The sequence below is a fragment of the Microbulbifer donghaiensis genome (genome assembly GCF_900129095.1).
Classification (GTDB): domain Bacteria; phylum Pseudomonadota; class Gammaproteobacteria; order Pseudomonadales; family Cellvibrionaceae; genus Microbulbifer; species Microbulbifer donghaiensis.
The window spans coordinates 315,440-338,570 of record NZ_FQVA01000001.1; the positions used below are offsets into that span (position 1 = coordinate 315,440).

The following is a 23,131-nucleotide window of genomic DNA, read 5'->3' on the forward strand; positions in this document are numbered from 1 at the left end:
TGCCGGCTAGCAAAGGGGGGCCGGGGAATTGCGGGTAAAGAGGTAGATGAACGAGGTGCCCCCCTCCCCTCCATTAGACTTCGCTGGGGCGAAGAAGCGTCAAGCCTCACGATCCGGGATGAGCGGACGGTAGTTACCGCTTTCACCCTAACAGTGCTGGCATGACGACCTGCTGAACGATCTGGCTACCTTCCGGTGTACTCCAGTCACCCACCAGTTCCGCAATGACTTGATTGGTGCTGGTCAGGACCACGCCGGCCTGTTCCATGCGCCGCAACGCCATATCGTCCGCCATCTTGCTCGGCGATCCGCCTGCGTCGGCGACCACCTGCACATCGTAGCCCTCACTCTCCAGGGTCAACGCCGGGTAAACCGTACAGACATCATTGGTGACGCCGGCAAGGATGAGCTTCTTGCGACCGGTGCCCTTTACGGCTGCGGCAAAATCTTTGTCATCCATAGCGTTAACAATACCGAGGCGCTTGACGCGCGCGGCGAAGGCGTCCGGCAGGATCGATTCCAGCTCACTGAGCAGTGGTCCCTGGGCCTGGTCCTCCATGCTGGAGGTCAGTACGGCGGGCATATCCAGAATGGCTGCGGTCTGCGCCAGCATCAACGCATTGCGCTTCATCTCTTCAAAGGGGATGGACTTGACCCAACCCATGGTGCCGACCTGGTGATCGATCAGCAGTAGCGCGGCGTTCTCGCCGGTGAATCTGTCGAGATGCATTGCGATTCTCCTGCTGCTTGAGGGGCAGCCGCAAGTCAATTTAAGGCTGCCAAGCGGCCACATCAAAATCAAATTGTGCCAAAGTCGCCTCGTTGATAGGCGGCTGTAGCGGCGTCCAGGGCTGCCGTAGACGCCATTGCCATCGGACCCCGCCAGTACACTGGTAGGCGCAGAGGCCGCCCGGCAAAGAGCACCGCCCTAAAGCCGCTTTCGCCAGCCAGTATCCCGATCTCGCTCGCTTCGAGCTTTGCCGGGGAAAGCAATGCGGTGAGGTCATTGCCGCCGAGGTGATGCCCATCTACCACAGCATTGCCATCAATCGGCATAACGAATGCGTTCTGCCCTGCCCCCACTGGCAGCGTGAGTGAGACACCCTCTTCCAGTGAGATATCGAACAAGCTGACATCGGTCGGCGGCGAAATTGGTGAAGCTTTCTCGCCAAAACTGCCGAGCGGATTTCGAATCCTCGCGCCGGACAGGTGCACTTCCGGTACATCCTGTGGGGGCAAATTCATGGTAAAGGGTTCTGCAGACTGCGCTTCACGGGGCAAGTTGATGAAGATCTGCAGCATATGTGCCGCCTTGCCGATTTCGACCGGGACTTCCTCGTGCACCACACCTCGCCCGGCGGCCATCCAATGGAGGCCACCGGGCAGGATCAGGTTCCGGTTTCCGAGGGAATCGCGATTCGCGATGCCAGTTTCTGAATCGGCGAAGACATAGGAAACCGCGGAAAAACCGGCATGCGGATGCGCGGGGAAAGTCGGCGCGCTGATCCGGGCGTGGTCGATGCCGAGGAACGGATCGATAAGTGCTGGATCGGCGCTGCGCAGACTGCGGGCGCGAAAATGATTTCCCCGACTTTCGCGATGCAGGTGAGCAATGGCGTTCACAAAGGTTCCTCAGGCGCTTACAGCCACAGCCAGAGCAGGATAGTCGGTGTAGCCAGTTTCACTGCCACCGAAGTAGGTATTGCGGTCCGCTTCATTCAGCGGAGCATCGACCTTGAGGCGCTCAACAAAATCCGGGTTAGCCAATACCATCTGTCCATAGGCCTCCAAGTCCGCCAGGCCCGACATTAAATCGCTACCAATCTGATCGCGCAGGCGACCGGGGCGGTTAACAATCAGCGGCTGCTGCCACGCTTCGCGGATATGCAGCAACAATGACTCATCGCCCTGATCCATGATGTGCAGGTAGGCCAGCTTTAGTTTGTTCAGCTCTGCCACCAGATAGCGGTAGAGCTGCGGCCCCTCTTCCCCTTCATCGATTCCCCAGAGCATGGTGCCTGGCGAGAGTCGAATCGCGGTTCTGTCTGCACCAATTTCGTCAGCAATGGCCGTCGCGACCTCGATGGCGAAGCGAGCGCGATTCTCGATAGTGCCGCCGTACTCATCGGTGCGGTTATTGGCACTGGGCGCAAAGAACTGCTGCACCAGATAGGCGTTGGCGCCGTGGATCTCCACCCCATCGGCTCCAGCTTCGATCGCCCGCCGCGCGGCAAAACGAAAATCAGCTACGGTCTGGCGCACTTCTTCGGCAGTGAGGGCGCGGGGCTCGGGGATCTCCTGCATGCCTGTGGCCGTGAACATTTCCGCTCCCGGAGCGATGGCGGAAGGCGCAACACCCTGGCGGTGATGCGGCGTATTATCTGGGTGCGACATACGGCCTGCATGCATCAACTGGACAAAGAGATGTCCGCCCTTTTCATGTACGGCATCGCTAATTCTTTTCCAGCCTGCCACGTGGTCATCGGTGTAAATACCGGGCGTGGTCAGGTAACCCTGGCCATCATCGGAGGGCTGGGCCCCCTCGGTGACAATCAGGCCAATGCTGGCGCGCTGCGCGTAGTACTCAGCGGCGAGCTCCCCCGGAGAGCCATCGAACTGGGCGCGAGAGCGCGTCATCGGCGCCATGACTAGGCGATTGGGCAACGTATAGCGTCCAACCTGGACGGAAGTGAATGTCTTGCTCATATCGTACTCCTCACTGGTATGGGTACTCTCGACTTCAGTTGTGCATCATCGAGCAAGTCTGGCGTGGGATAAATGCGCTAAAATGGAAATGATTAGTCCATATATGGAGCAATCTGTTGGAATTGCTGAATGACATGGCGCTGTTTGTAGAGGTTGCCAAAGCCATGAGCTTCCGCGGAGCGGCAGACGCGACGGGTATCCCCAATTCAACCGTGTCGAGGCGGATCAGCGGGCTGGAGAAGGCGATCGGGCTGCGGCTACTGAATCGGACAACGCGTAAAATCGAACTGACCGAGGCTGGCCAGCTGTACTACGAGAGCTGCAAGCGCATTGTCGAAGAGGCACGGCTGGCCCACGAACAGCTCGGCGAGATGCTGGCGCAACCGACCGGTCTCCTGCGGGCCTCTCTGCCGGTGGACTTCGCGACCATATTCCTCGTGCCGCTGATTGTGGAATTTGCCGGGCTCTACCCCGGTATCAACTTCGAATTCGACGTGACACCGCGCAAGATCGACCTGGTCAGTGAACGGTTCGATGTTGCCATCCGCATGGGTGAGCCGCCGGACTCAAACCTGATTGCGCGAAAACTTGCCAACCTGCCGGGTAAGCTCTATGCCTCGCCGGGTTACATCGAGCGCGCCGGTGAGCCCGCGCACCCTTCCGACCTCGATCAGCATGAATGCATTGGTTTTCCGCAAAGTAGATTGTGGACCCTGCACAGCGACACCGAGACGATCGAAGTCGCTGTCGGCGGCCGCTTTGTGCTCAACAATGTAGGGATGACCCGGCGGCTGGCTACGCTCGATATGGGTGTAATTCTTGTACCGGAACAAATCGTCGCCGAGGATCTGGCCAGCGGTCGTTTGTGTCCCTTATTACCGCACTGGCGCGGCACCCCGGTTTCTGTCTACGCCCTCACCGAAACCCGGCTGCTGCCGGCAAAAACACAGCGTTTTATTGAGTTTTTGCGCGAACGCCTGGGGCAGATTGGGTGACGCGCTATCGACGGGTTTCTCTTAGGAAGCAGTGCTGCAGTCGGAGATAGATGTCTTGTCGAGTGACGTGGTGAACTTCGTTCGCGAATTGAACTTTAGTAAAGCCTCGGTTGATCGAGGTCCTCACTGGCGGAGTAGTTAATGCCCGCGAAGCTCGCGGCAAAGCGGTAGATGAGCGAGGGTCTACCCCCTCCTCCATTAACTTCACTCGGGCGAAGAGAACCATCTAGCTTCATGATCCGGGATCAACGGACGGTCGTTACCGCCTTCATCCCAGCAGTCCCGGCATGATGACCTCTTGAATGATCTGGCTACCTTCAGGTGTGCTCCAGTCGCCAGCCAGTTCCGCAATGATTTGGTTGGTACCCGTCAGGACGACCCCGGCCTGCTCCATGCGTCGCAGCGCCATATCGTCAGCCATTTTGCTCGATGATCCGCCGGCGTCGGCGACTACCTGCACATCGTAGCCCTCGCCTTCCAGGGTCAATGCCGGGAAAACTGTGCCGACATCGTTAGTAGCGCCGGCAAGGATGAGCTTCTTGCGTCCAATGCTTTTGACGGACGCGGCAAAATTTTTGTCATCCATCGCGTTGACGACACCGACACGCTTGATGCGCGCAGCGAAAGCGTCCGGCAAGGTCGATTCAAGCTCACTGAGCAGCGAGCCCAGGCCCAGGTCCTCCATACTGGAGGTCAGGACGACAGGCATGTTCAAAGTACTTGCGGTTTGCGCGAGCATCAAAACATTGCGTTTCATTTCTTCAGGGGAAATGGATTTGATCCAGCCCATGGTGACAATCTGATGATCGATCAATAGTAGTGCGGCGTTGCTCGCGGTGAATCTCTCGAAAGGCATCGCGATTCTCCTGGATTCTAAAAGTTAGATTAGTCGTCACAGGGTGCTTCATTCGTAGATCGCTATCTTCAGCACTTGAGCCGGGTCAAGAGACTGCACAAGATCCACAGCTGTAATCGTCCTCTACACTGTTCTTGAAGCCGCCAATCTATTTTTGGCGCTACTCGAGGAGATTTGCCTAAATGATAGTTGTCCGCCCTGCCTGGGTACTGCTTTTCATATTGGTGGTTGCCGGAGCATTCGTTATTGCTCCCGCAAGCGCTCAGCCGCCGGACAAGACTCCTCAGTCGACAGCCGAAAAGAGTGAACCGGCGGTCGACCCGGACTCCGTCACTGCCCTTTCAAGAATGGGCAAATACCTCGCATCGTTGAAGACGCTCGCGTTCGATGCGGATATCTCTACGGATGTAGTGCTGGACAATCAGCAGAAGCTGTTGATTGGCGGTGTGGTGCGCTATCTGGCCGTGCACCCCGGCAAGTTGCGGGTGGAATTGGTGACCGACTCCATGAAGCGGCACTTCTTTCATAACGGCAGGAAATTCACGATGGTCGCGCCGGAGGAAGGCTATTTTGCGGAGCTGGAGGCTTCAATACCCACGCGAGAGTTCCTGGCCACCGCTGCCAGAGAGTATGGTGTGGAAATGCCTTTAGCAGATCTGGTCGAGTGGGGTCATGCGCAGGACTCGTGGAAAGACATTCGCGAAGGCTTTCTCGTCGGCAAACCCAAAGTGAATGGTGAGGAAACCGAACACTGGGCCTTCCGCAGCCCCGACCTGGACTGGGAAATCTGGATAAAGAGCGGTGACAAACCGCTGCCATTGCGGATATCCACGGTGAATACGCGGGACCCGGCTAAGCCGCGCTTCGAGGCCACACTGAAATGGTCCGAGGCCAAGGTAGCGAAAGATGAGATGTTTACGCCCGCTCTGCCGAAAGAGACACAGCGTATTGAGTTCAAGAAAATAGCGCCGAAGAAGGAGGGCAAGCAATGATTGGCTATCGCATTCGGTCAGTGCTTGGTTGCCGGAAAATTTTGCCGGGCTTACTCCTGTTCAGCGCCCTGCTCTCTTTGCTGGCAAGCCTGCCGGCTGGTGCACTGGGGAGGTTTGCCGGTGGCGGTGCGCACTTCAATATCGGCGGTCACTTCAATGCGATCAGGCCCATAGGCGGCGGTGGTTTCCGCCCGGACTTCCGTGGTGGGGATTTCCAGCGGCGCTTCCCCAACGCGCACCCGTTCGAGAACCACCCTCTGCAGCCGTATCGACATCGCTATCCGCGCTACTGGCCCTATGCCGGCCCGGGTTACTGGGCCGGTGCGGCAGCCGGCGCGGCCGCGGTGGCCGGCGCCTGGGTGTACAGCCTGCCGGCGGATTGCACGAGGGTTTCCGTTGGTGGGATCACTTATGAGCACTGCGGGCCGGAATGGTACCGACCCCACTACACCGGCACGCAGATCGCCTATGAGGTGGTGGCGGCGCCGCGCTAGCGAGGCCGCCCGGCCGCGACAGCGGGATCACTTGTCGCGATTGTCGCTGTCTTCTGTTCTGTCGGCTGCGCCATGTGCATAGGAGCGGGCAATTTTTCGCAACGTTCCCAGATGCTTGCCAAAATTTCGACAACCACTGCACATCGCCAGGTGGAACTTCAGGCTCGTGCGCTCGGCAAGCGTCAGTTCCCGCTCTTGGGATTCAGAAAGCAGGCGGGTCACTTCACGGCAGTTTTTCATTTCGCATTAACCCTCCTCGCGCCCAAACCAGTTGTTCTCGAGACACTCCCGCAGTCTCAGGCGGGCCCGGTGCAATGTCACGTTCAGATTGCTGACCGTGATTTCTGCGGCCGCACAGATCTCGTGGCTTTCCAGTTCGATAAACTCGCGCATCATAAACACCTGCGCCTGGCGCGCGGGTAAATAGTTCAGGCAGGACTCGAAGACGCGCCAGAAATGTTTATCGTGAATGGCCGCCTCCGGGTCCTCCCAGTGCGCCGGCCGCTCATCTTTCAACCAATGTCCGCGCCGATCGAACAACTCATCGTGGTCGTGCCCCTCCCTGTCCGCGCCCAAGAGCTGATCTGCGTCCACGAAGCGCTGGCGCTGGCGCAGACTGTCGGCAATCTTGTTTTTCAGGATGGCGAACACCCAGGTCTTCAGCGCCGCACGTCCAGCAAAGGTGCGCACGTTCTTGATCGCACCCACCAATGCCTCCTGCACGGCGTCTTCCGCCAGCTGTGGGTCGCCGAGTTGCAGGCTGGCGAAGCGGTGCATCTGTTGTCGCAGTTCCTGCAGGAATTGCTCGTCGCTGAGGGGGGATCCTTCCAATCCGCTGGTGTGGCCGGCATTCGGGGCCGCATTTTCGCTCAATGCCCTTTCCTCGAAAATCACTGGGTCAGGCAATACTACCCGAAATCGGCGCGTGCTCGCACGACGCGGAATCCGGCCTGTGACAGAACCGCCAGATTGCGCACTTTTGTACTTGGTCGGCGACAATGGCGTTTTTGTTACACAACCCAACAAAACCGCTGTAAGAATCTCTCCCGCGTTGACGACAGATAGCCGGAATTGCGCTTGAATAGCCCCAGGGCCGCACCTACCCTGCGGCGACGCTGATCAATACTCTGCTGAAGGAAAGCTACAGATGCATGAAGCCGTACAGGACTACTACGGACGCCAACTCCAGGGTTCGGCTGACCTGAAAACCGACGCTTGCTGCGACGCCAGCGCCGTGCCCGAGTGGCTGAAGCCGCTGCTGGCCAGGATCCACCCGGAAGTGCTGTCGCGCTACTACGGTTGCGGCCTGGTATGCCCGCCGCTGCTGGAGGGCTGCCGCGTGCTGGATCTGGGCTGTGGCTCCGGGCGCGACGTCTATGCCCTCGCCCAGCTGGTCGGTCCGACCGGCTCTGTGGTGGGCGTGGACATGACTGCTGAACAGTTGGCGGTGGCAGAACAGCACCGCGACTACCACGCAGAGCAATTCGGCTTTGACAATGTGCGCTTCCTGCACGGCTATATCGAACGGCTGGACGAGCTTGATCTGGAGCCCGGCGGTTTTGACGTGATTGTGTCTAACTGCGTGGTGAACCTGTCTACAGACAAGGAAGCTGTGCTGCGGGGAATACACCGGCTGCTGAAGGAAGGCGGCGAGTTTTATTTCTCCGATGTCTATGCCGATCGCCGCGTGCCGGAAGCATTGCGCACAGACCCGGTACTCTATGGCGAGTGCCTGGGCGGCGCACTTTACTGGAACGACTTCCTGAACCTGGCGCGTTCCAGCGGTTTCATCGATGCACGCCTGGTCGAGGACCGGCCGCTGCAGATCACCAATCCGGAACTCCTGGAGCGCTGCGGAAACCTGCGTTTCTTCTCTGCCAGTTACCGCCTGTTCAAGCTCGCACAGCTGGAGAGCGATTGCGAGGACTATGGGCAGGCGGTGGTTTACCGCGGCACTGTACCCAACAGCCCGCACCGATTTGTGCTGGACAAGCACCATCTTATCGAAACCGGCAGGGTCTTCCCGGTTTGTGGCAATACCTGGCGCATGCTGGCGGATACGCGCTTCGCCGAGCATTTCGATTTTATCGGCGATTTCGCCACGCACTACGGCCTGTTCGAAGGCTGTGGTGGGGGGCTGCCGTTCGACCGGGAAACGCGTGCCGAGACTGGCGCGCCATGTTGTTAAAAGTGGCCGATACAGATATCGAGGTGCCGCGCTGGAATATCCTGGTGCTGTGTACCGGCAATTCGGCCCGCAGCATTCTGGCGGAGGCCCTGTTCAGCCATTGTTCCGCCGGCTGGTTCAGGTGTTTCAGTGCCGGCAGTCAACCGACCGGCAAGGTGAACCCTTTCGCATTGCGGGAACTTGTTGCGCAAGGTATCGAGCCAGCCGGCTACCGCAGCAAGAGCTGGCAGGAGTTCACCGGTGGCGGCGCTCCACAGCTGGATGTGCTGTTGACGGTTTGCGATAGCGCGGCGGCGGAGGTTTGTCCGGCGTTCGCGGGCGACTACACGCATGTGCACTGGGGGTTGCCGGACCCCGCGGCGGTGCCCGACGACGAGAAACCTGCGGCCTTCGCCCATTGTTTCGAGACGCTGAAGCAACGGTTCGATGCGCTGCTTCAACTGCCCCTGGCAGAATATACGAGGCAGGACCTGGCGCAGGCAATGCGGCAAATGGCGGGCGCTGACGTGCCTGCGTTGGCGCCAGAGGGCCTCGATTAGCGTCCAGAGTCGAGAAACGCAGGAATACGGGTTTCCAGCCAGTAAGTCGGTCGCCACAGGGAACCACTGATAAAGCCGACGTGACCGCCCTTCTCGCTGATCTGTAACTGTACCTCAGAGCTGACCTCCGCCTTGGCCGGCAGCGCTGAAGGGCAGATAAACGGATCGTCTACCGCATTGATGATCATGGTCGGCACGCGGATATCCTTCAGCAGTGGCTTGCTGGACGCGCGAGTATAGTAGTCGTCGACATCGCGGAAGCCGTGCAGCGGGGCGGTAAAGGCGTCGTCGAAGTGACGGAAGTTGGCGAAATAAGCGCCGTCATCCAGGTCGGGCAATGCCGCAGCCAGGCACGGATCGCTGGCCTTATGCCGCAGGCTTCGTCTCAGGCAGGTCAGCAGGTGGCGCTGGTAGACGCGCGACAGGCCGCTATTGATACGCCGACTGCAGGCGTGCAGGTCGAGCGGTGCCGACACTGCAACCGCCGCCGCAAGCGGACTGTCCTGCCCGTCTTCACCCAGCATCTTCAGCAAGACATTGCCACCCAGCGAGTAGCCGACCGCCATCAGCGGTGTATTCGGGAACTGATTCCTGAATTCGCTCAGTAACCAGCGTGGATCCTCGCTGTCACCGCTGTGGTAGGCGCGCGGCAGCTTGTTCGGGATGCCGCCACAGCCGCGAAAGTGCATCACGGCTACCTGGAAACCGCTTTTGAGCAGGTTTTCCATCAGGCCCTGGGCGTAGGGAGAGGCGACCGAACCTTCTAGGCCGTGCAAAACCAGCACCAGCGGCGCGGCCGGATCGTCCCGCAGCTGTCGAGGCGTGTGAACGGCGAGGCGATCGCCGTCTGGTGTCGCGTACCAGCGGCGATCGGTCTGAATCCAGGCTTCAGAGCGGTGAAAACGGGCAAACACCGTCTGCAGGTGGCAGTTGCCCAGACCTTTAGCGGGCGAGAACTTCTCGGTCATACATCGGATCCAGCTTACTCAGTGCGCACCTTAACGCTTTTCGCGGTGGAACCAAAGAAAGGGGCCTGTGACATCCACTGTCGGCGGCCACCTATGGATTTTAACTAGTCTGTGGGACTCAGCGGGTGAGCGAGTATAGTCTGGCGGGGAAAGTGTGATTTTTGGCGGTTATAGCAAGGGGGTTCTATTGGTCTTCTTCCGGAGGGCTTCTATCGACCTCGGTCCAGCTGTCCGACACGCGCATAAGTGCGGTTGTCGCCGCCACGCAGCAACAGATTGACTCGGGACGGCTTCAGAGATATCAAAGCCGCCCATAGATTCTAACTTTGCTCGCGAAACTGGCTGGATCTACTGCTGGATTTGGCGGCAAAACTCCCGAAATTGGCGCGCAACTTTAAAGGTTTACGGCGGGATTCCGTCCTCGCTAACGCTATTCGGTAATTGGACCGCCGCGATGCCAATACCGCTTTCGCCAGCGACGGTGTACAGAAGATAAGTTCGGCCATCCTCCTCGAAAACATACGGATCGCGCAATTGATTAACATGGCCGTAAGCGACGCTGCGAATCGAAGGCTCCAGCGGTGCATCGGCACCCTCCCAGCTGGAACCTGGGCGCAGCACCTCAACTGGTTCACTCTCTTGCCAGCCGGTCCACGGACCCGATATATCGATATAGCTTAGTAGAATCCGCTCCGGCACGTGACCGACCTGGGTCCAGAACACGTATAGGGTGTTATTGCGTTTGAGCAAACCGGCGTGGCGCATATCCTTGTTAAAGAGCCGCGGCCCGCTCTCGAAATTTCTGATCCCGTCTTCGGAGCGATAAATCTGCCCCGGCATGGCGAGGGCAAATGTTTGTTCCCTATGGGCAAATGTGCGCATATAGGTTTTCCCGAGATCCTCATCGCGCGAGGTAAAACTGATCCCGTCATTGGAAACCGCCACTCTGGTCACCTGCTGGCCCGGCGCCTTCAAGCCGTGGTAGTACATCAATATGCGCCTGTTGTCGTGATCGACATGGACGTCGGGTGAGGCAATATGCGGCGTCGTCAGTTCTTTAAGAGGATCATGGGGGAAACTGTCGACATCGACGCCCATGGCTCTGAATTTTTCTTTCAGCGCATTTAGCTGCGCCGGCGACAGATCTTGTGGCTGTTGCGGGAAACCGGTCTGATATAGCTGTAATGTCCCTGGTGCGTGAATTTTCCACGGGCCGGTCAGCGCATCGGCGTAAGCAAGACGAATATAGGAGCCCTTATGGTCAGCAAAATACAGATAGTATTTTCCCAGCGGTTCCTCAATCCATTCTGGGACACGGATCAGTGATGGCCCCTGGATATTGGGGCCGATGCTGGGATCCAGCTGCGGAGAGATGATCGGTTTACCCAGCAGCCGTTGGACGCGCACCTCCACACTACCCTGCACAGCGTTGCCATCCGCCTTGATTGGGGTGCCGATGAGCAGTGCCACCGCGACACCGATGAAATTCAGTAAATCTATTTTCACGATTCAGTTGTTCTCAGTTGGCGGCAATTCGACCTGTGCGCTGTCTTCGCGTCGACTGGTTGAGAAGCTGGCGACGGGCTCTGCGCTGCGGCGCTGTTCCAGCCAGAAGACGCCATCGAATCGGCCGCTGTTGCCGCGAGTCCCAACCAGGTCTAGGTCACCGTCATTGTCCATATCCCGCGCCAGTAGTTCGTCGTACATGCCCCGGATGCGGCGGGAGATATCGTGGCGCTGCCACTGACGCCCTTCGTGGTCGAGTTTTTTGAACCATGTGAGACGGCCCAACGGTCGGTCGTAGCCGCCGGGCTCGTCCCGGTCACGCCGCCCTTTGCTATAACCGCCGATGGCCACGTCCATGAGGTTGTCGCCGTCCAGGTCAGCAACGTGGATCGCGGCGACGTGGTCCGGGGCTATGCTGCCAAGCGGATGCGCGCGCCAGGCTTCCCCTAGCCTTTCTGGCTGTTCCAGCCAGCCAAACAGATCCAGCTGAAACTGTGTCAGTATGTCGATGCGGCCATCGCCATTGACGTCGCCGAAGGCGAGCGTTTGCCCCGTGAGGAAGGGTATGCCGCCGAAAAAGATGTTTGACCAGCCGTCGATGTCCAGCCACTGACTGCGGAATACCCCTTCGCGGTTTTCGAACCAGATAAGGCCCTGGTGCCCACGGCCGCCGCCGACGATATCCAAGTCTCCATCGCCGTCCAGGTCTATCGGTTCTGCGTTGATTGGAAGCCGTACCTCCGCGAGTATCTGCTCGGACCAGGCTGCGTCGAATTGGCCTCCGGTAACCGGGCGGAAAACTGACAGCGGGCGTGGATCTGCCCACCAGACCGAGAGAAAGTCGAATAGAGTTGGGCGTTTTTTCTTGCCGGCCCCAGCCTGGGCTTCGCCCTTGTTGGCGGCGACAATTTCCGGCCTGCCATCGCCGTCGAAGTCAGCTGCCGCCGCGCGGATAAAGGAGCCGCGGTTGAGGCTATTGACCGGGCGATAGACCTGCCAGTTGCTCGCTATGCGGGCTTCGCTTCCCGGGTTTTGTAGCAGCAACAGCGCACCGCCCTCCACGGCCAATATAATGTCGATATTGCCATCGCCATCCATATCGGCCAGGTCTGCGTCCTCAACCTCCTGCACCATCCCGCCTTCGAGTAAAGTGACCGATTCCCATCTGTCGGGCAAAGCCGAGGCAAAGGCGATGCGCACATGATTGCTGTCCTCGTGCACGCTGACGATGTCTTCGTGACCGTCATTGTCGAGATCCGCCATTACCAGGCCGTCGGCTCCCCGCAGGGGAATGCCATTCACCTGCTCACCGTCAATCAGGTGCTCACGCCAACTGATGTATTCGTCCGCGGGAGATAGGGCCGTGCTGTTTTGCTGAGCGAGTGGTAGCGCATCTACCGCTTCCGCCAGCAGCGCGCTCATTGCGACAGGGATAAGGAACCCCAATCTGAATAGATACATCAGTCAGCCTCCCACATTACAGGGAACTGAGCAGCGCTCGGTAGACCGCCACTGCTTCTTCCTTGGTCCTTGTCCCGTAGTCGGGATCCGCCGCAGTCTGCGCGACCACTGCATTCGCACTTGGGTTGACGTAGATAATTTGCCCGGCAAACCCTACTGACATAAATTCTCCGGCGTCGCCGTGTGGAATCCACCACTGGTAACCGTAGTCAGTGCTCTTGTGGTGCGGTAGGTTGCGTACCGCGGTGTTATCGGCGGTCGTGGATTCCCGCAACCAGTCCCCGGAAACGATTTGATGGCCGTTGAACTTGCCCTCGTTAGCGACCATCAGGCCGATGCGTCCCAGGTCGTGTAGACTGGCAACAAGCCCCATCCAGCCATGCTCCATCGCATCCTCGTCGGTGCGGCGATCGACCAGCCAATAGGCTGGCTGTTCGGTGCCCAGCTTTGTCCAAAGCTTCTCCTGGGCGAATTCGGCTACGGTGGTGCCGGCGACCCGCTCTAAAAGCACGGTAAGCACCTGGGAGTTGGTGTTCAGGTATTCCCAGGCTTCGCCGTGCTCTGCCCCCGGTTTGTGCTGAGCAGTTTTTGGCTGCTGGCGCATACCACCGTTGCCGAAGGCCAGGCTCCTGACGGTGGCGCCGCGAATATCGCGCCCCTCCCCCGCTGCTGCCGCACTTTCGCCTTCGAAGTACAGCGCGGTCGTCATTTGCAGCACATTTTTGATGCTGGCTCCGTCAAATCCGCTTCCTTTCAGTTCTGGCAGATACTTTACAAGCGGTTCATTTACGTTGTTGATCAATCCCTCGTCGATGGCGATACCGACCAGCAAACTGACAATGGATTTAGTAGTGGAGAACAGGATGCGGCTGCTTGCGGCTTCGTAGCCAAAGTAATTGCTCTCGTGAACGATTTTTCCGTCCTTGATCACGAGTAGGCCGGTGAGACGTCTGTTGTCGATATAGTCGCCGATGATTGATTCTTTGCCATCGAAGTCGTAACGGATATCCGCTACTTTCAACTGTTTTCTTGTTACAGGAAGCGACGATACCGCCTCACTATTAGCGATTTTCCTGCTCGGGTAGAGCGTGTGCAGCTGGCGAAAATGGATGGGGGCGGCATCGTTTTTGTGACTGAAGTTCGCCGCTACTTGGCGCACCGGCCAATTGATTTCGGTCGCAGGCTCCGCGTTGGCAATCGGTGCCAACATCGTGAGTGACAGTACGAGTGACTTAAGAGGCAGGCTTTCAGCGGACAGCATAGTAATTCTCGTATTGTTGGAGCCACTTCCTGTTTCGTCAGTGGCTGGCAATTTCGAAAGAAAAATGAGCCCAAGATTTCGGGCTCCAAACACGATGCGAATAACGGATTAATCGAAGTAGTAGCTGCCGCGTAGACCGAAGGTACGCGGGTCGCCCTGAATACAGCGAATCAAGGTGCCACCGTTAGAGATGGTTCCGAAGGCGCCGCCGGAAGGTTGGTCGTACATACCGGTACAGTAGTTTTCGTCGGCCAGGTTCTCTACGAAGGCGCTCAGGGACCAGATTCCCCCGTCCCCATTCAGGCCTGCCCGTAGGTTGGCGAGGGCGTAGGCGTTTTGAATGGTCTGTGGGTTGTTGTTGGTGGTAGCACCTACGTCGACGTCGTCCGTCCACATCACTTCACCGCGCAGGAACCACTCCATACCGCTGTTGCCGAGGGGCTGGGTCCACTGGCTGGACAGATTCGTCTTGTGTTCCGGTGAGTAGCGGTTGCGTGTGCCACTCAGGTCCTGGGTCCCCGCCACGCCAGGCAGGTTGCTGCCATTGGCAAAAGACAGAAAGGCAGAATCCAGGTAGGCGTAGCCCAGGCTAAACGACAGCTCATCCAGCGGGTGGTACTGCAGATCCAGTTCCAGCCCCTGCTGGCGCAGCTCGCCGGCGTTGGAAATGATAAAGGTTAGATCCTGGAAGGAGCGGTCCTGAAAGTTGTCGATGTCGGTGCGGAACAGGGTCGCGTTGGCCACCATGCTGCCATCGAGCAGCGTGCTCTTGATGCCCAGCTCCCGATTGAAGACCTCTTCCGAATCGAATAGGCGCTGCTCAGCGGAGAGACCGCCCTGGGTCATGACGGAATTGAGGCCGCCAGACTTGTAGCCAGTGGAGACGGTGGCGAAGGCCATGATCTCGTCACTGATAAAGTACTTGGCGTTGGCGAGCCAGGTGATCTGCTCGTCTGAAAATGCCAGGTTGTCGTGGTTCTCCGGACCGGCCAGTAGCGCGGACGCGATCGGGTTGTTGGACATAACGACAAAGTTGCCTGTCTTGTCGTCATCCGAGTAGCGCACGCCGGCGGTCAGGTCAAAATTGTCACTTAAGTGATAGGTACCCTGGAAGAAAACCGCCAAGGACTCCGCGGATTGGCTGAATTCAGACGGCGTTGCATTCTCCTGTGAGAACGCGGCGCACATACTGGCGTATCCCCCCGTGAGCGGACAGAAGGCCGCGCCCAGGTCGATGGTCTGATCTATGTCGTAGTCTTCCCGAAAGTAGTAGAGACCCGCTACATAGTCGAACTTCTCCCCCTCAGGCGATATCAGCTGTATCTCCTGGGAGACAGAATCGCTGTAGAAGCCAGTGATGCGGGTCAGGTCGTCGACCGGCAGGCGGAACAGGGAGTGTTCACTGGTGTCGTTCGCCCAGTCCCGATAGGCACTAATGGAGCGCAGGCTGTGGCCGGCGAAGACCTCTTCCCAGGTCACGTCCAGCTCAGCGCCCCACTGGCGATCGTCCATATCGTCGTCATGGATCTGGTTAACCTCGTGATCCAGGCCGGATATGTCCGGCGCCGCGCCCAGGTAATTCAGAATCGTCATTCTCTCCGGGGTGGCGGATTCCGGCAGCACCTCGATCACCGAGCCGTTGCTCTGCAGCTGCTGATAATCAAGGCGGAGCAGCGCGCTTAGGTTCTCGGTGGGCTCGTACAACAGGGAGGTGCGCATACTCTCGGACTGGCGCGCACCTACATCGTCACTGGCGTCGTAGCGGTTGCTGCCATAACCGTCGACACTGTCGAAGTTAGCCACCAGGCGCGCGGCGCCGTTGTCGCCCAGGCTCTTGTTGGCGACCCAGGTAGTATCGTAGCTGCCGTAGTTGCCGGCACCGGCGTCAATCTTCAGATAATCGGCGCCCACTTCCGGCGCCCTAGTGCGCAAGTTCAGGGCGCCCATGGACGCGTTGCGACCGAACAGTGTGCCCTGGGGGCCGCGCAGCACCTCAGCCACTTCTATGTCCTTCAGGTTGCCTAGCACTGCGCCGGCGCGCGGAATATAGGCGCCGTCAACATAGACCGCGACGCTTGGATCCATCGCATTGTTGGCGGCGGTGCCGACGCCACGAATGGCGATACGCTGGTTGACCGCCTGGCTGGCTTTGGTGACATACAGGTTGGGCGCGATACTGGCGATATCCTCCAGTTCTTCCACACCGGAATTTTCCAGCTGCTCGCCGGAGTAGGCAGAGATGGAAATGGGGACGTCCTGAATACTCTCGGCGCGCTTGGTCGCCGTGACAGTGACTTCCTCGATGGCGCTCTGGGCCTGGGCCAGACTGCCGGGGACACTTGCCGCCATGGCAATGGCTACGGTGAGCGGACTACGCTGCGCGAATCTTTTCATTGTCTCGTCTCCTCTCCCTTCGGGGTCGTTTTTATTATTCCGCGCCATGCTAGACTCGATCATTGATAATTAATAATGATTAATTTAAATCCCATGATGCACATATTGCATCAATTAGCCATGGATCCTCTCCTTCATGCTGACTCTCAAACACCTCCGGCATCTCGATGCCATCATCCAGCAGGGCACCATCCACGGTGCTGCCGAGCGGCTACACCTCAGCCAACCCGCCCTGACCCGCAGTCTCAACACGCTGGAGGAGGCGCTCGGGGTGAAATTGTTCGACCGCTCCAAGAGTGGCATGGCGCCGACAGGCTTTTGCCAGCAGATCGCCGGGCGCTGCAGGGAGCTGTTACTGGATCTCGACGAGATCCAGCGAGAGGCCGACCTCTTTCGCCATATCGAATTTGGGGATTTGCATATATCGGTCGGGCGGGCGATCAAGGAGCTGATTGTCCGCAATACGTTGCCGGAATTTGTGGCCCGCTACCCAGGTGTATCTGTAACAGTTAGCGAAGGAAACCACACTGAATTGGTCGACCGCATAAAGCGGCGCGAGGCGGATATCCTGTTGGCAGGATCAGTCAGTTACCGCAGTGTTGAGGGCCTGCGACACGAACCCCTCAGAGATATTCCACTTTCTATTATTGTTGGACCTGATCATCCACTGAGGGGATGCGCCGAGGTGCAGTTTGATCAGTTGGCGGAATACCCGCTGATCGCCGCCACCAGTGTCAGTCCATCAAATCCACTACTGACGGCAATAGACCGCGCCACATCCAAACCTGCACCTCAAGTGCTTTGTGGTGATCACCCCACCCTGAAGTCGATTCTGCTCCGCACCAATGCCTGGCTGCCGACACCGGAGATTTACTTTAAGAAGGAAATTGAGACTGGAGAGTTGTGCAGGCTGGACCTGCATCACCCGGCGATGAAAATTGAGCTCAGCGTCATTGAGCTTGTTGGTCGATCTCGTTCGCCGGCAGTCGAGAAGTTCCTCGACATCTGTCGGACTTATTTGGAATCAGTGGAACTGTGAATCCGGAATCAATCATCTTCTGGCTTTTCTATCCGGGTATAGAACCGGTAGTCGCCGCCACTCAAAAGCAGGTACACATTGTAGGGCTCGAACTCACCGCCTCTATACATTCCCGGGCTGCCGTCCGGCATGCCCGGTACGGTCAGGCCGAAACTGCCCTCGGGCGGATCGGCGAGAAACTTGTTGATCAGTCGCGCGGGGACGTGACCCTCGAAAACATACTTGCCGTGCCAGACCGCGGTATGGCAACTCGTCATGCCCTCGGGCAGGCCCCACTGTTCCTTCACCTTACTCATGTTGCCCCTATAAGCCACTTGGGCCTGTAAGCCGTTTGCATTGAGGTGCTCTATCCACCGCTTACAGCAGAAACACAGCCGGTGCTTGTAAACCGTCAAGGCATCGTCAGCGGTACCGGTCGCCGGTTCCGCTGCGTAACTTAGCGATATGTTGAGCGAGGCTGCCAGCGCGAATAGGCAGAGCTTCAAATTAACTGATCTGTGCATAGTGGATAGCGTAGTGTTGCTGGGGATCGGACCAGTGGCATACCGGGCTGAAACCGGCCCTCAGCAGCAGTCGGTTAAAGCCGGAAATGGAGTACTTGTGACTGTTTTCCGTATGAATGGTCTCCCCTTCGGCAAACTCGAATTTTCGGCCTGCGACTTGCACGAGGTGGCTTTTCAAGCAGACGAGATGCATTTCCACGCGCTGTCGCAGCGGGTGGTAAAAGGCTCGGTGCGCAAACAGGGAGAGGTCGAAGTTGCCGTTCAACTCACTGTTGATACGGGCAAGGATGTTCTTGTTGAATTCCTCGGTGACATGCTCGCTGTCACAATAGGCCCGCTCTAGTACGACAGAGTCCTTCACCAGGTCGGTCCCAATGAGCAGCCCGTCTCCGCAGCCCAGTTTTGCGGCGAAAAAGCCGAGCAGGTTTTCCGCCTGCACTGGCGTGAAATTGCCGATGGTGGAGCCTGGGAAGAACAACACGCGTTTTTGGGTAGATAAATTCTTTAGACCTTCCCATACATCCGCCTGGGTGAAATCTCCGATCGAGGCGATTACCTCCAGGTTGGGCAGGCGGGCAGTTATCCGTTCCTTTGCCGCCAACAGGATCTCCGGAGATATATCGATGGGATAGTAGCCGCTTGGTGCCTGAAGGTGTTCCAGCAGTGGCTCGACTTTCTCGCAGTTACCCGCACCGGGTTCAATGATCAGCGCACCGGGACCAACCTGGCGTGCCATTGCCGTGATGTGCTGGCGAAAAATGGCCGCTTCAGTGCGGGTAAGATAGTAATCGTCCAGCTCGCAGATCTGCTCAAACAAAAGTGAGCCGGCTTCATCGTAGAGATACTTGCACGGCAGTGTTTTCTGCTCACCCGCCAGGCCCGCCAACACATCTCTAAAGAAATCACTGTCCTGCAATTTTTCATCGCGAATGGACGACACGGCCATATTCACATTCAGTCTCCTGCCAGGCGGATTCCGGTAAACTGCCACGCTTGGTGCGGGTAGAAGAAATTGCGATAACTCATGCGGATATGCTCCGCCGGGGTAACACAGGAGCCACCCCGCAGGACTTTCTGGTTGCACATGAATTTGCCGTTATATTCGCCCACCGCATCGCTGCTCGCCCTGAAGCCGGGGTATGGCAGATAGGCGCTCGAAGTCCACTCCCACAGATCACCGAGGAATTGTGTCTGCCCGCGCTCGGCGGCGAGGGGGCGCAGAGCGCGCTTTTCCAGCAAATTCGCGGTTGCCAACTGATCCGGCCTGCGCAACTGAAACGCTGCTGCTTCCCATTCGAATTCGGTTGGAAGGCGCTTGCCGGTCCAGCTCGCGTAGGCGTCGGCCTCGTAGAAGTTGATGTGGCAGACCGGTTCCGCCGTGGCAACGGGCTGCAGGCCGTGCAGCGTAAATTGATGCCAGCCCTCTTCCCTCTTTTGCCAATAGAGCGGATGGGTGCAGGCATTCTGCTGTACATGCGCCCAGCCATCGGACAACCACAGGCGCGGATCGCGGTAGCCACCGTCCTCGATAAATTCCAGGAACTCGCCATTGGTTACCAGCCGGGAGGCGATGGAAAAATCCTGTAGCAATTGCTGGTGTGCCGGGCTTTCATTGTCGAAATAAAAATGTTCCCCCTCGCTGCCGATTCCGTAGACCCCACCGGCTATCCGCAGCCAGCGCAACTCTTCGGCCTGTCCGGTATCCTCCTCTTCCGGTATGGGATCACTGTAGGCGGGAAAAGTCGGATTGATCGACAGAGCGTGCTTGATATCCGTCAGCAGTAATTCCTGATGTTGCTGCTCGTGATTGAGTCCGAGGGTGATCAGGGTTTCGAGTTCCTGAGTCAATAGGTGCTCGTCCAGCAGCCTCCCGATAAAGTCGTCGACAAAGCGGCGATAGGCGAAAACAGTATCCAGATCGGGGCGCGACAACATGCCCCGCTGTGGGCGCCTAAAGGGTGTGCCGAGGCTGTTGTAGTAAGAGTTGAAGAGCTGGTGAAAGCCCGGGTCGAACTGGCGGTAACCGGGAAAATGTGGGCGCAGGACAAATGTTTCGAAAAACCAGGTGGTGTGGGCCAGGTGCCACTTGGTCGGACTGGCATCGGGCATGGACTGCAGCTGCATGTCTTCCGCCGATAGCGGATCCACTAACTGCTCAGTCTCTCCCCGAACCCGTCTGTAGCGTGAGAGGAGTTGCTGCTGAATTTCCGAATTTACCTCACCCGCCAGTATTGTCATGGCAACAGCCAACTGCGATTTATTTGAATTGCTTGCAAATGATCATACGCAGTTTTAGCGGGATTCCCATGAAATCGCCCGCAAAGAGGATTCATTCGGCGCCACTTTCTGTGACCCAGGCAGGCAAAAATTTGGGGAGCGCACATAAAAAAGGGGCCGGCAAGTGCCGGCCCCCACGCTCATCAGGCTGATTCAGCGACGCGCTTAGAAGCGGACGGTGAAGTCTGCACCGTACATGCGCGGCATGTAGCGCCAGGCAGGGCTGGCACCGATCGCAGCACCGGTACCGCCGTAACCGCCGGCGATTTCCTCGTCGGTGGCATTCTGGACCCACAGGGCCGCAGAGTAGCGGTCAGAGGCGCTGTTCCAACCGGCACGCAGGTTCAGCAGCTGGTAGTCGTCGATGACACGAGTCGGATCGGAAATGGAACCAATGCGCTCGTCAGTCCAGTTGTAGTCAGCGCGCAGTCGCACATCCGCACCGGAAGCCATGTCGATGGTGTATTCCGCCATCAGGTTAAACTTGTTTTCCGGCGTGGAAACACGCGGCTGGCCGATCTTCTCTTCGGCGTCTGCTGCGGTTTCACCGATGGCCTCAATGTAGCCGTACTTGGTGAACTCGGTGTCCAGGTAAGAGTAGTTACCGGCGATAAACAGGTTATCGGTAGCGGCCCACTGTACCTCGACTTCCGCACCGGTACCCTCGGCATCGGAGTTACGCAGGTTGTAGCTGGGGATGGGCACGCCCACCAGATCCAGTTCCTGCAGGTTCTTGTACTCGTAGCTGAATACAGACGCGTTCAGGCGCACGCGGTTGTCGAACAGGCTGCTCTTCACACCGACTTCCAGGTTGACCACATCTTCCTGGTCGAAGGACGGCGCGACATTCGGGCCGAAGTTCAGACTGTTGAAACCACCGGCCTTGAAGCCGTCAGCCAGCGACACGAACGTCATGACGTCGTCGTTCCAGCGGTAGTCCAGCACGATACGACCGGAGATATCGCTCCAGTTGTCGTTCAGCTTGGAATCCAGAATCGGCTGGCCGTTGTTGTAGAAGGCCATGCCGAACGGCTGCGCCGGCAGTTCCAGGGCCGGCAGCGGCAATACGCCGATCACGTTGCCGTTCCCGTCCATCAGCGGCACATTGCCACCGGTCAGCGCGATCGGAATCGCGTTCTGGTAGGCAGTCTGGATGGTGAAGTCTTTCTCGTCGTAGGTGTAACGGGCACCCACGGTCAGATCCAGCTTGTCGGTCAGGCTCCAGGTAAAGTCGCCGTAGATGGCGGTGGAGCGGTAGTCGCCGGTGTTCAGGACATTTTCGTTCCACGCTACATCGCCAGCGACCCAGGGCTGGAAACCGGCCAGCAGCTGCATGGCCATCGCCTGGGAGTTCAGCATGCTGCCGGTAACGCCCGCGGGCGCACCGAAAGCGGCAAGCAACTGGTCAACCTGGCCGGACTGCAGCATCAGGTCGTAGACGAAAGATGCGGCGGCGATACCTTCCAGGCCGAGCTCTTTGTAATACTGGCGCGCCTGGACAGCGGCATCTTCCTGCTGTGTTTGTGTCATCTGATCAAACACGGCCTGGGGAATGCCAAATGTTTCCGGGTTCATCTTGAGACCTTCGTAGACGGCGAAGGACTCCAGCGAGCCGGAGGTGAAGTAGGCTTCGGTCAGGTGCTCCAGTTTCTCCTGGGAGTAGGAAGCGCCGACGGTCCACTTCAGGGTGTCGGTGGCACCGTTCAGGCGGAATTCCTGCGAGAACTGCTCCTGCTCGTCGAAGTTGGCGGAGCCGAACATGTAATCCGGGTTGGCAGTGCCGTCTTCATCCTGCTGCAGGTGCGCGTCGAACTTGCGGAACGCCGTGATGGAAGTCAGGGTAAAGTTGTCGAAATCGCTGGTAACGGTCAGAGAAGTACCGAAAGAGTCGCGATCTTCGATGGTCGGGGTGTCCAGCGCGTAGTCGCCGTAGACGTCGGAACCGCCGTCCAGTGCCTGCAGACTCGGCACGATACTGGAGCGCAGTGCGCTGCCCTGGTCCATTACGCCGTAGTCGGCGCGCCACAGGACTTCGGTATTCGCCGTCGGCTCCCACAGCAGGGAGGCGCGGTAAGTCTGGGTGTCCTGGTCGCCGGCAGAGAATCCACCCGCGATATTATCGGCGAAGGCGTCGCGACGGTTGTTGGACGCGGTGATGCGGCCATACAGGTTATCGCTCAGCTGGCGGTTGATCAGCAGATCGGAAGACTGACGGCCGTAGTTGCCGGCGGTCAGGCTCAGCTCGGTAGTGTCGTCGGCCTGCGGCTTCTTGGAGATGATGTGGATGGCACCACCGGTGGCGTTGCGGCCGAACAGGGTGCCCTGTGGGCCCTTCAGCACTTCCACGCGCTCGATATCCGCCAGCGGCACTTCGGCGCCGGCACCGCGACCGGTGTAGACACCGTCCACGTATACGGCAACGGCCGGGTCGGAACCCACAGTAAAGTCGCCGGTTTGAATACCGCGAATACTGTAGGTTGGCTGCAGCGGGGTGTCGTTATTCATCTCAACGCCCGGGGTGAATTTGCCCAGGTCGGTGAGGTTCTCCACACCCATGTCTTTCATGTTCTCGCCGGTAAAGGCGGAGATTGCAATAGGAACGTCCTGCAGGTTTTCCGCACGTTTCTGCGCGGTTACCACTACTTCCTCGATTTCCGCAGCGTAGGCCGTGCCGCTGATGGCAGTGGCAATGGCAATGGCTCCAGAGAGGATGGACAGGCTGAATTGCCGGGATTTCCCGGTCTGATCGGCATCGTGCATCATCGCGTCCTCGCGTTTGTTGTTATAAAAGCGTGATGTTTTAGGTGTCGTATTTTTGTTATTGGGCGCCATCTTACGATCGAAAAGTCGCTTTTGAAAGCCTGTTATGACTTTTTTCTAGTGACTGGTCAGTTCTGCGTGGCGTGAAAATGAGGATTGGGACTTTACTGGCATTTGATTCCTCAGAAAATC

At 58.2% G+C, this 23,131-nt stretch carries 21 protein-coding genes; 6 read left to right on the forward strand and 15 right to left on the reverse strand.

All coding sequences use genetic code 11. The features are described 5' to 3' along the window. Window positions 1-142: 142 nt before the first annotated feature. From BUC36_RS01350 to BUC36_RS01360, 3 genes are all read right to left on the reverse strand, one after another. Complete coding sequence (locus tag BUC36_RS01350) at window positions 143-730, reverse strand: isochorismatase family protein (RefSeq protein WP_073270705.1); 588 nt, start codon at window positions 728-730, stop codon at window positions 143-145. Between the two features lie 68 nt (window positions 731-798). Next, window positions 799-1,623: a pirin family protein gene (locus tag BUC36_RS01355; RefSeq protein ID WP_073270707.1), complete on the reverse strand. Its 825-nt coding sequence runs from the start codon at window positions 1,621-1,623 to the stop codon at window positions 799-801. A 9-nt stretch (window positions 1,624-1,632) separates the two neighbouring features. Further along, a complete protein-coding gene (locus tag BUC36_RS01360) occupies window positions 1,633-2,706 on the reverse strand; it encodes an alkene reductase (RefSeq protein ID WP_073270708.1) in 1,074 nt (357 codons plus the stop codon). A 134-nt stretch (window positions 2,707-2,840) separates the two neighbouring features. On the opposite strand from BUC36_RS01360, the gene BUC36_RS01365 reads away from it, so the two are divergent. Further along, window positions 2,841-3,701, forward strand: a complete 861-nt coding sequence (locus BUC36_RS01365) for a LysR family transcriptional regulator (protein ID WP_234994855.1) — start codon at window positions 2,841-2,843, stop codon at window positions 3,699-3,701. Window positions 3,702-3,969: 268 nt separating this feature from the next. On the opposite strand, the gene BUC36_RS01370 is transcribed toward BUC36_RS01365, so the two are convergent. Then, complete coding sequence (locus tag BUC36_RS01370; RefSeq protein WP_073270712.1) at window positions 3,970-4,557, reverse strand: isochorismatase family protein; 588 nt, start codon at window positions 4,555-4,557, stop codon at window positions 3,970-3,972. A 182-nt stretch (window positions 4,558-4,739) separates the two neighbouring features. On the opposite strand from BUC36_RS01370, the gene BUC36_RS01375 reads away from it, so the two are divergent. Both BUC36_RS01375 and BUC36_RS01380 read left to right on the forward strand, forming a co-directional pair. Further along, window positions 4,740-5,549 carry a DUF2092 domain-containing protein gene (locus BUC36_RS01375; protein WP_084535450.1) on the forward strand — a complete coding sequence of 270 codons (810 nt, stop codon included), beginning with the start codon at window positions 4,740-4,742 and terminating at the stop codon, window positions 5,547-5,549. A gap of 41 nt (window positions 5,550-5,590) precedes the next feature. Continuing rightward, entirely contained in the window at window positions 5,591-6,043 is a 453-nt protein-coding gene (locus tag BUC36_RS01380) for a hypothetical protein (protein WP_073270716.1), read from the forward strand. A 27-nt stretch (window positions 6,044-6,070) separates the two neighbouring features. On the opposite strand, the gene BUC36_RS01385 is transcribed toward BUC36_RS01380, so the two are convergent. Both BUC36_RS01385 and BUC36_RS01390 read right to left on the reverse strand, forming a co-directional pair. Continuing rightward, the gene (locus BUC36_RS01385; protein WP_073270718.1) at window positions 6,071-6,283 is read right to left on the reverse strand and encodes a zf-HC2 domain-containing protein; all 213 of its coding nucleotides are present in this window, start codon (window positions 6,281-6,283) and stop codon (window positions 6,071-6,073) included. A gap of 6 nt (window positions 6,284-6,289) precedes the next feature. Next, window positions 6,290-6,916: an RNA polymerase factor sigma-70 gene (locus tag BUC36_RS01390; protein WP_143186843.1), complete on the reverse strand. Its 627-nt coding sequence runs from the start codon at window positions 6,914-6,916 to the stop codon at window positions 6,290-6,292. Window positions 6,917-7,190: 274 nt separating this feature from the next. Here BUC36_RS01390 and BUC36_RS01395 point away from each other — a divergent pair, with 274 nt between their 5' ends. Continuing rightward, window positions 7,191-8,231, forward strand: a complete 1,041-nt coding sequence (locus BUC36_RS01395) for a methyltransferase domain-containing protein (RefSeq protein WP_073270720.1) — start codon at window positions 7,191-7,193, stop codon at window positions 8,229-8,231. After that, window positions 8,222-8,770: an arsenate reductase ArsC gene (locus tag BUC36_RS01400; RefSeq protein ID WP_084535452.1), complete on the forward strand. Its 549-nt coding sequence runs from the start codon at window positions 8,222-8,224 to the stop codon at window positions 8,768-8,770. Before BUC36_RS01395 ends, BUC36_RS01400 begins: the two co-directional genes overlap by 10 nt. Here BUC36_RS01400 and BUC36_RS01405 read toward each other — a convergent pair. From BUC36_RS01405 to BUC36_RS01425, 5 genes are all read right to left on the reverse strand, one after another. After that, window positions 8,767-9,738 carry a hydrolase gene (locus BUC36_RS01405; RefSeq protein WP_073270722.1) on the reverse strand — a complete coding sequence of 324 codons (972 nt, stop codon included), beginning with the start codon at window positions 9,736-9,738 and terminating at the stop codon, window positions 8,767-8,769. The two genes, BUC36_RS01400 and BUC36_RS01405, sit on opposite strands and share 4 nt — an antisense overlap. Before the next feature lie 402 nt (window positions 9,739-10,140). Next, window positions 10,141-11,244: a glycoside hydrolase family protein gene (locus BUC36_RS19020; RefSeq protein ID WP_073270724.1), complete on the reverse strand. Its 1,104-nt coding sequence runs from the start codon at window positions 11,242-11,244 to the stop codon at window positions 10,141-10,143. A gap of 3 nt (window positions 11,245-11,247) precedes the next feature. After that, complete coding sequence (locus BUC36_RS01415) at window positions 11,248-12,705, reverse strand: FG-GAP repeat domain-containing protein (RefSeq protein ID WP_073270726.1); 1,458 nt, start codon at window positions 12,703-12,705, stop codon at window positions 11,248-11,250. A gap of 16 nt (window positions 12,706-12,721) precedes the next feature. Continuing rightward, entirely contained in the window at window positions 12,722-13,966 is a 1,245-nt protein-coding gene (locus BUC36_RS01420; RefSeq protein WP_073270728.1) for a serine hydrolase domain-containing protein, read from the reverse strand. 108 nt (window positions 13,967-14,074) lie between these two features. Beyond that, the gene (locus BUC36_RS01425) at window positions 14,075-16,360 is read right to left on the reverse strand and encodes a TonB-dependent receptor (protein ID WP_073270730.1); all 2,286 of its coding nucleotides are present in this window, start codon (window positions 16,358-16,360) and stop codon (window positions 14,075-14,077) included. 136 nt (window positions 16,361-16,496) lie between these two features. Between BUC36_RS01425 and BUC36_RS01430 the strand changes: the two genes are divergently transcribed. Further along, window positions 16,497-17,399, forward strand: coding sequence for a LysR family transcriptional regulator (locus BUC36_RS01430; protein ID WP_073270732.1), 903 nt, complete (start codon window positions 16,497-16,499; stop codon window positions 17,397-17,399). Window positions 17,400-17,407: 8 nt separating this feature from the next. On the opposite strand, the gene BUC36_RS19140 is transcribed toward BUC36_RS01430, so the two are convergent. The 4 genes from BUC36_RS19140 to BUC36_RS01450 form a co-directional block, all read right to left on the reverse strand. After that, complete coding sequence (locus BUC36_RS19140; RefSeq protein WP_234994856.1) at window positions 17,408-17,695, reverse strand: DUF411 domain-containing protein; 288 nt, start codon at window positions 17,693-17,695, stop codon at window positions 17,408-17,410. 190 nt (window positions 17,696-17,885) lie between these two features. Further along, window positions 17,886-18,848, reverse strand: a complete 963-nt coding sequence (gene egtD / locus BUC36_RS01440; RefSeq protein WP_073274404.1) for an L-histidine N(alpha)-methyltransferase — start codon at window positions 18,846-18,848, stop codon at window positions 17,886-17,888. A gap of 8 nt (window positions 18,849-18,856) precedes the next feature. After that, window positions 18,857-20,140: an ergothioneine biosynthesis protein EgtB gene (egtB, locus tag BUC36_RS01445; protein WP_073270736.1), complete on the reverse strand. Its 1,284-nt coding sequence runs from the start codon at window positions 20,138-20,140 to the stop codon at window positions 18,857-18,859. A 204-nt stretch (window positions 20,141-20,344) separates the two neighbouring features. Next, window positions 20,345-22,939 carry a TonB-dependent receptor gene (locus BUC36_RS01450; protein ID WP_234994857.1) on the reverse strand — a complete coding sequence of 865 codons (2,595 nt, stop codon included), beginning with the start codon at window positions 22,937-22,939 and terminating at the stop codon, window positions 20,345-20,347. Between the last annotated feature and the right edge of the window lie 192 nt (window positions 22,940-23,131).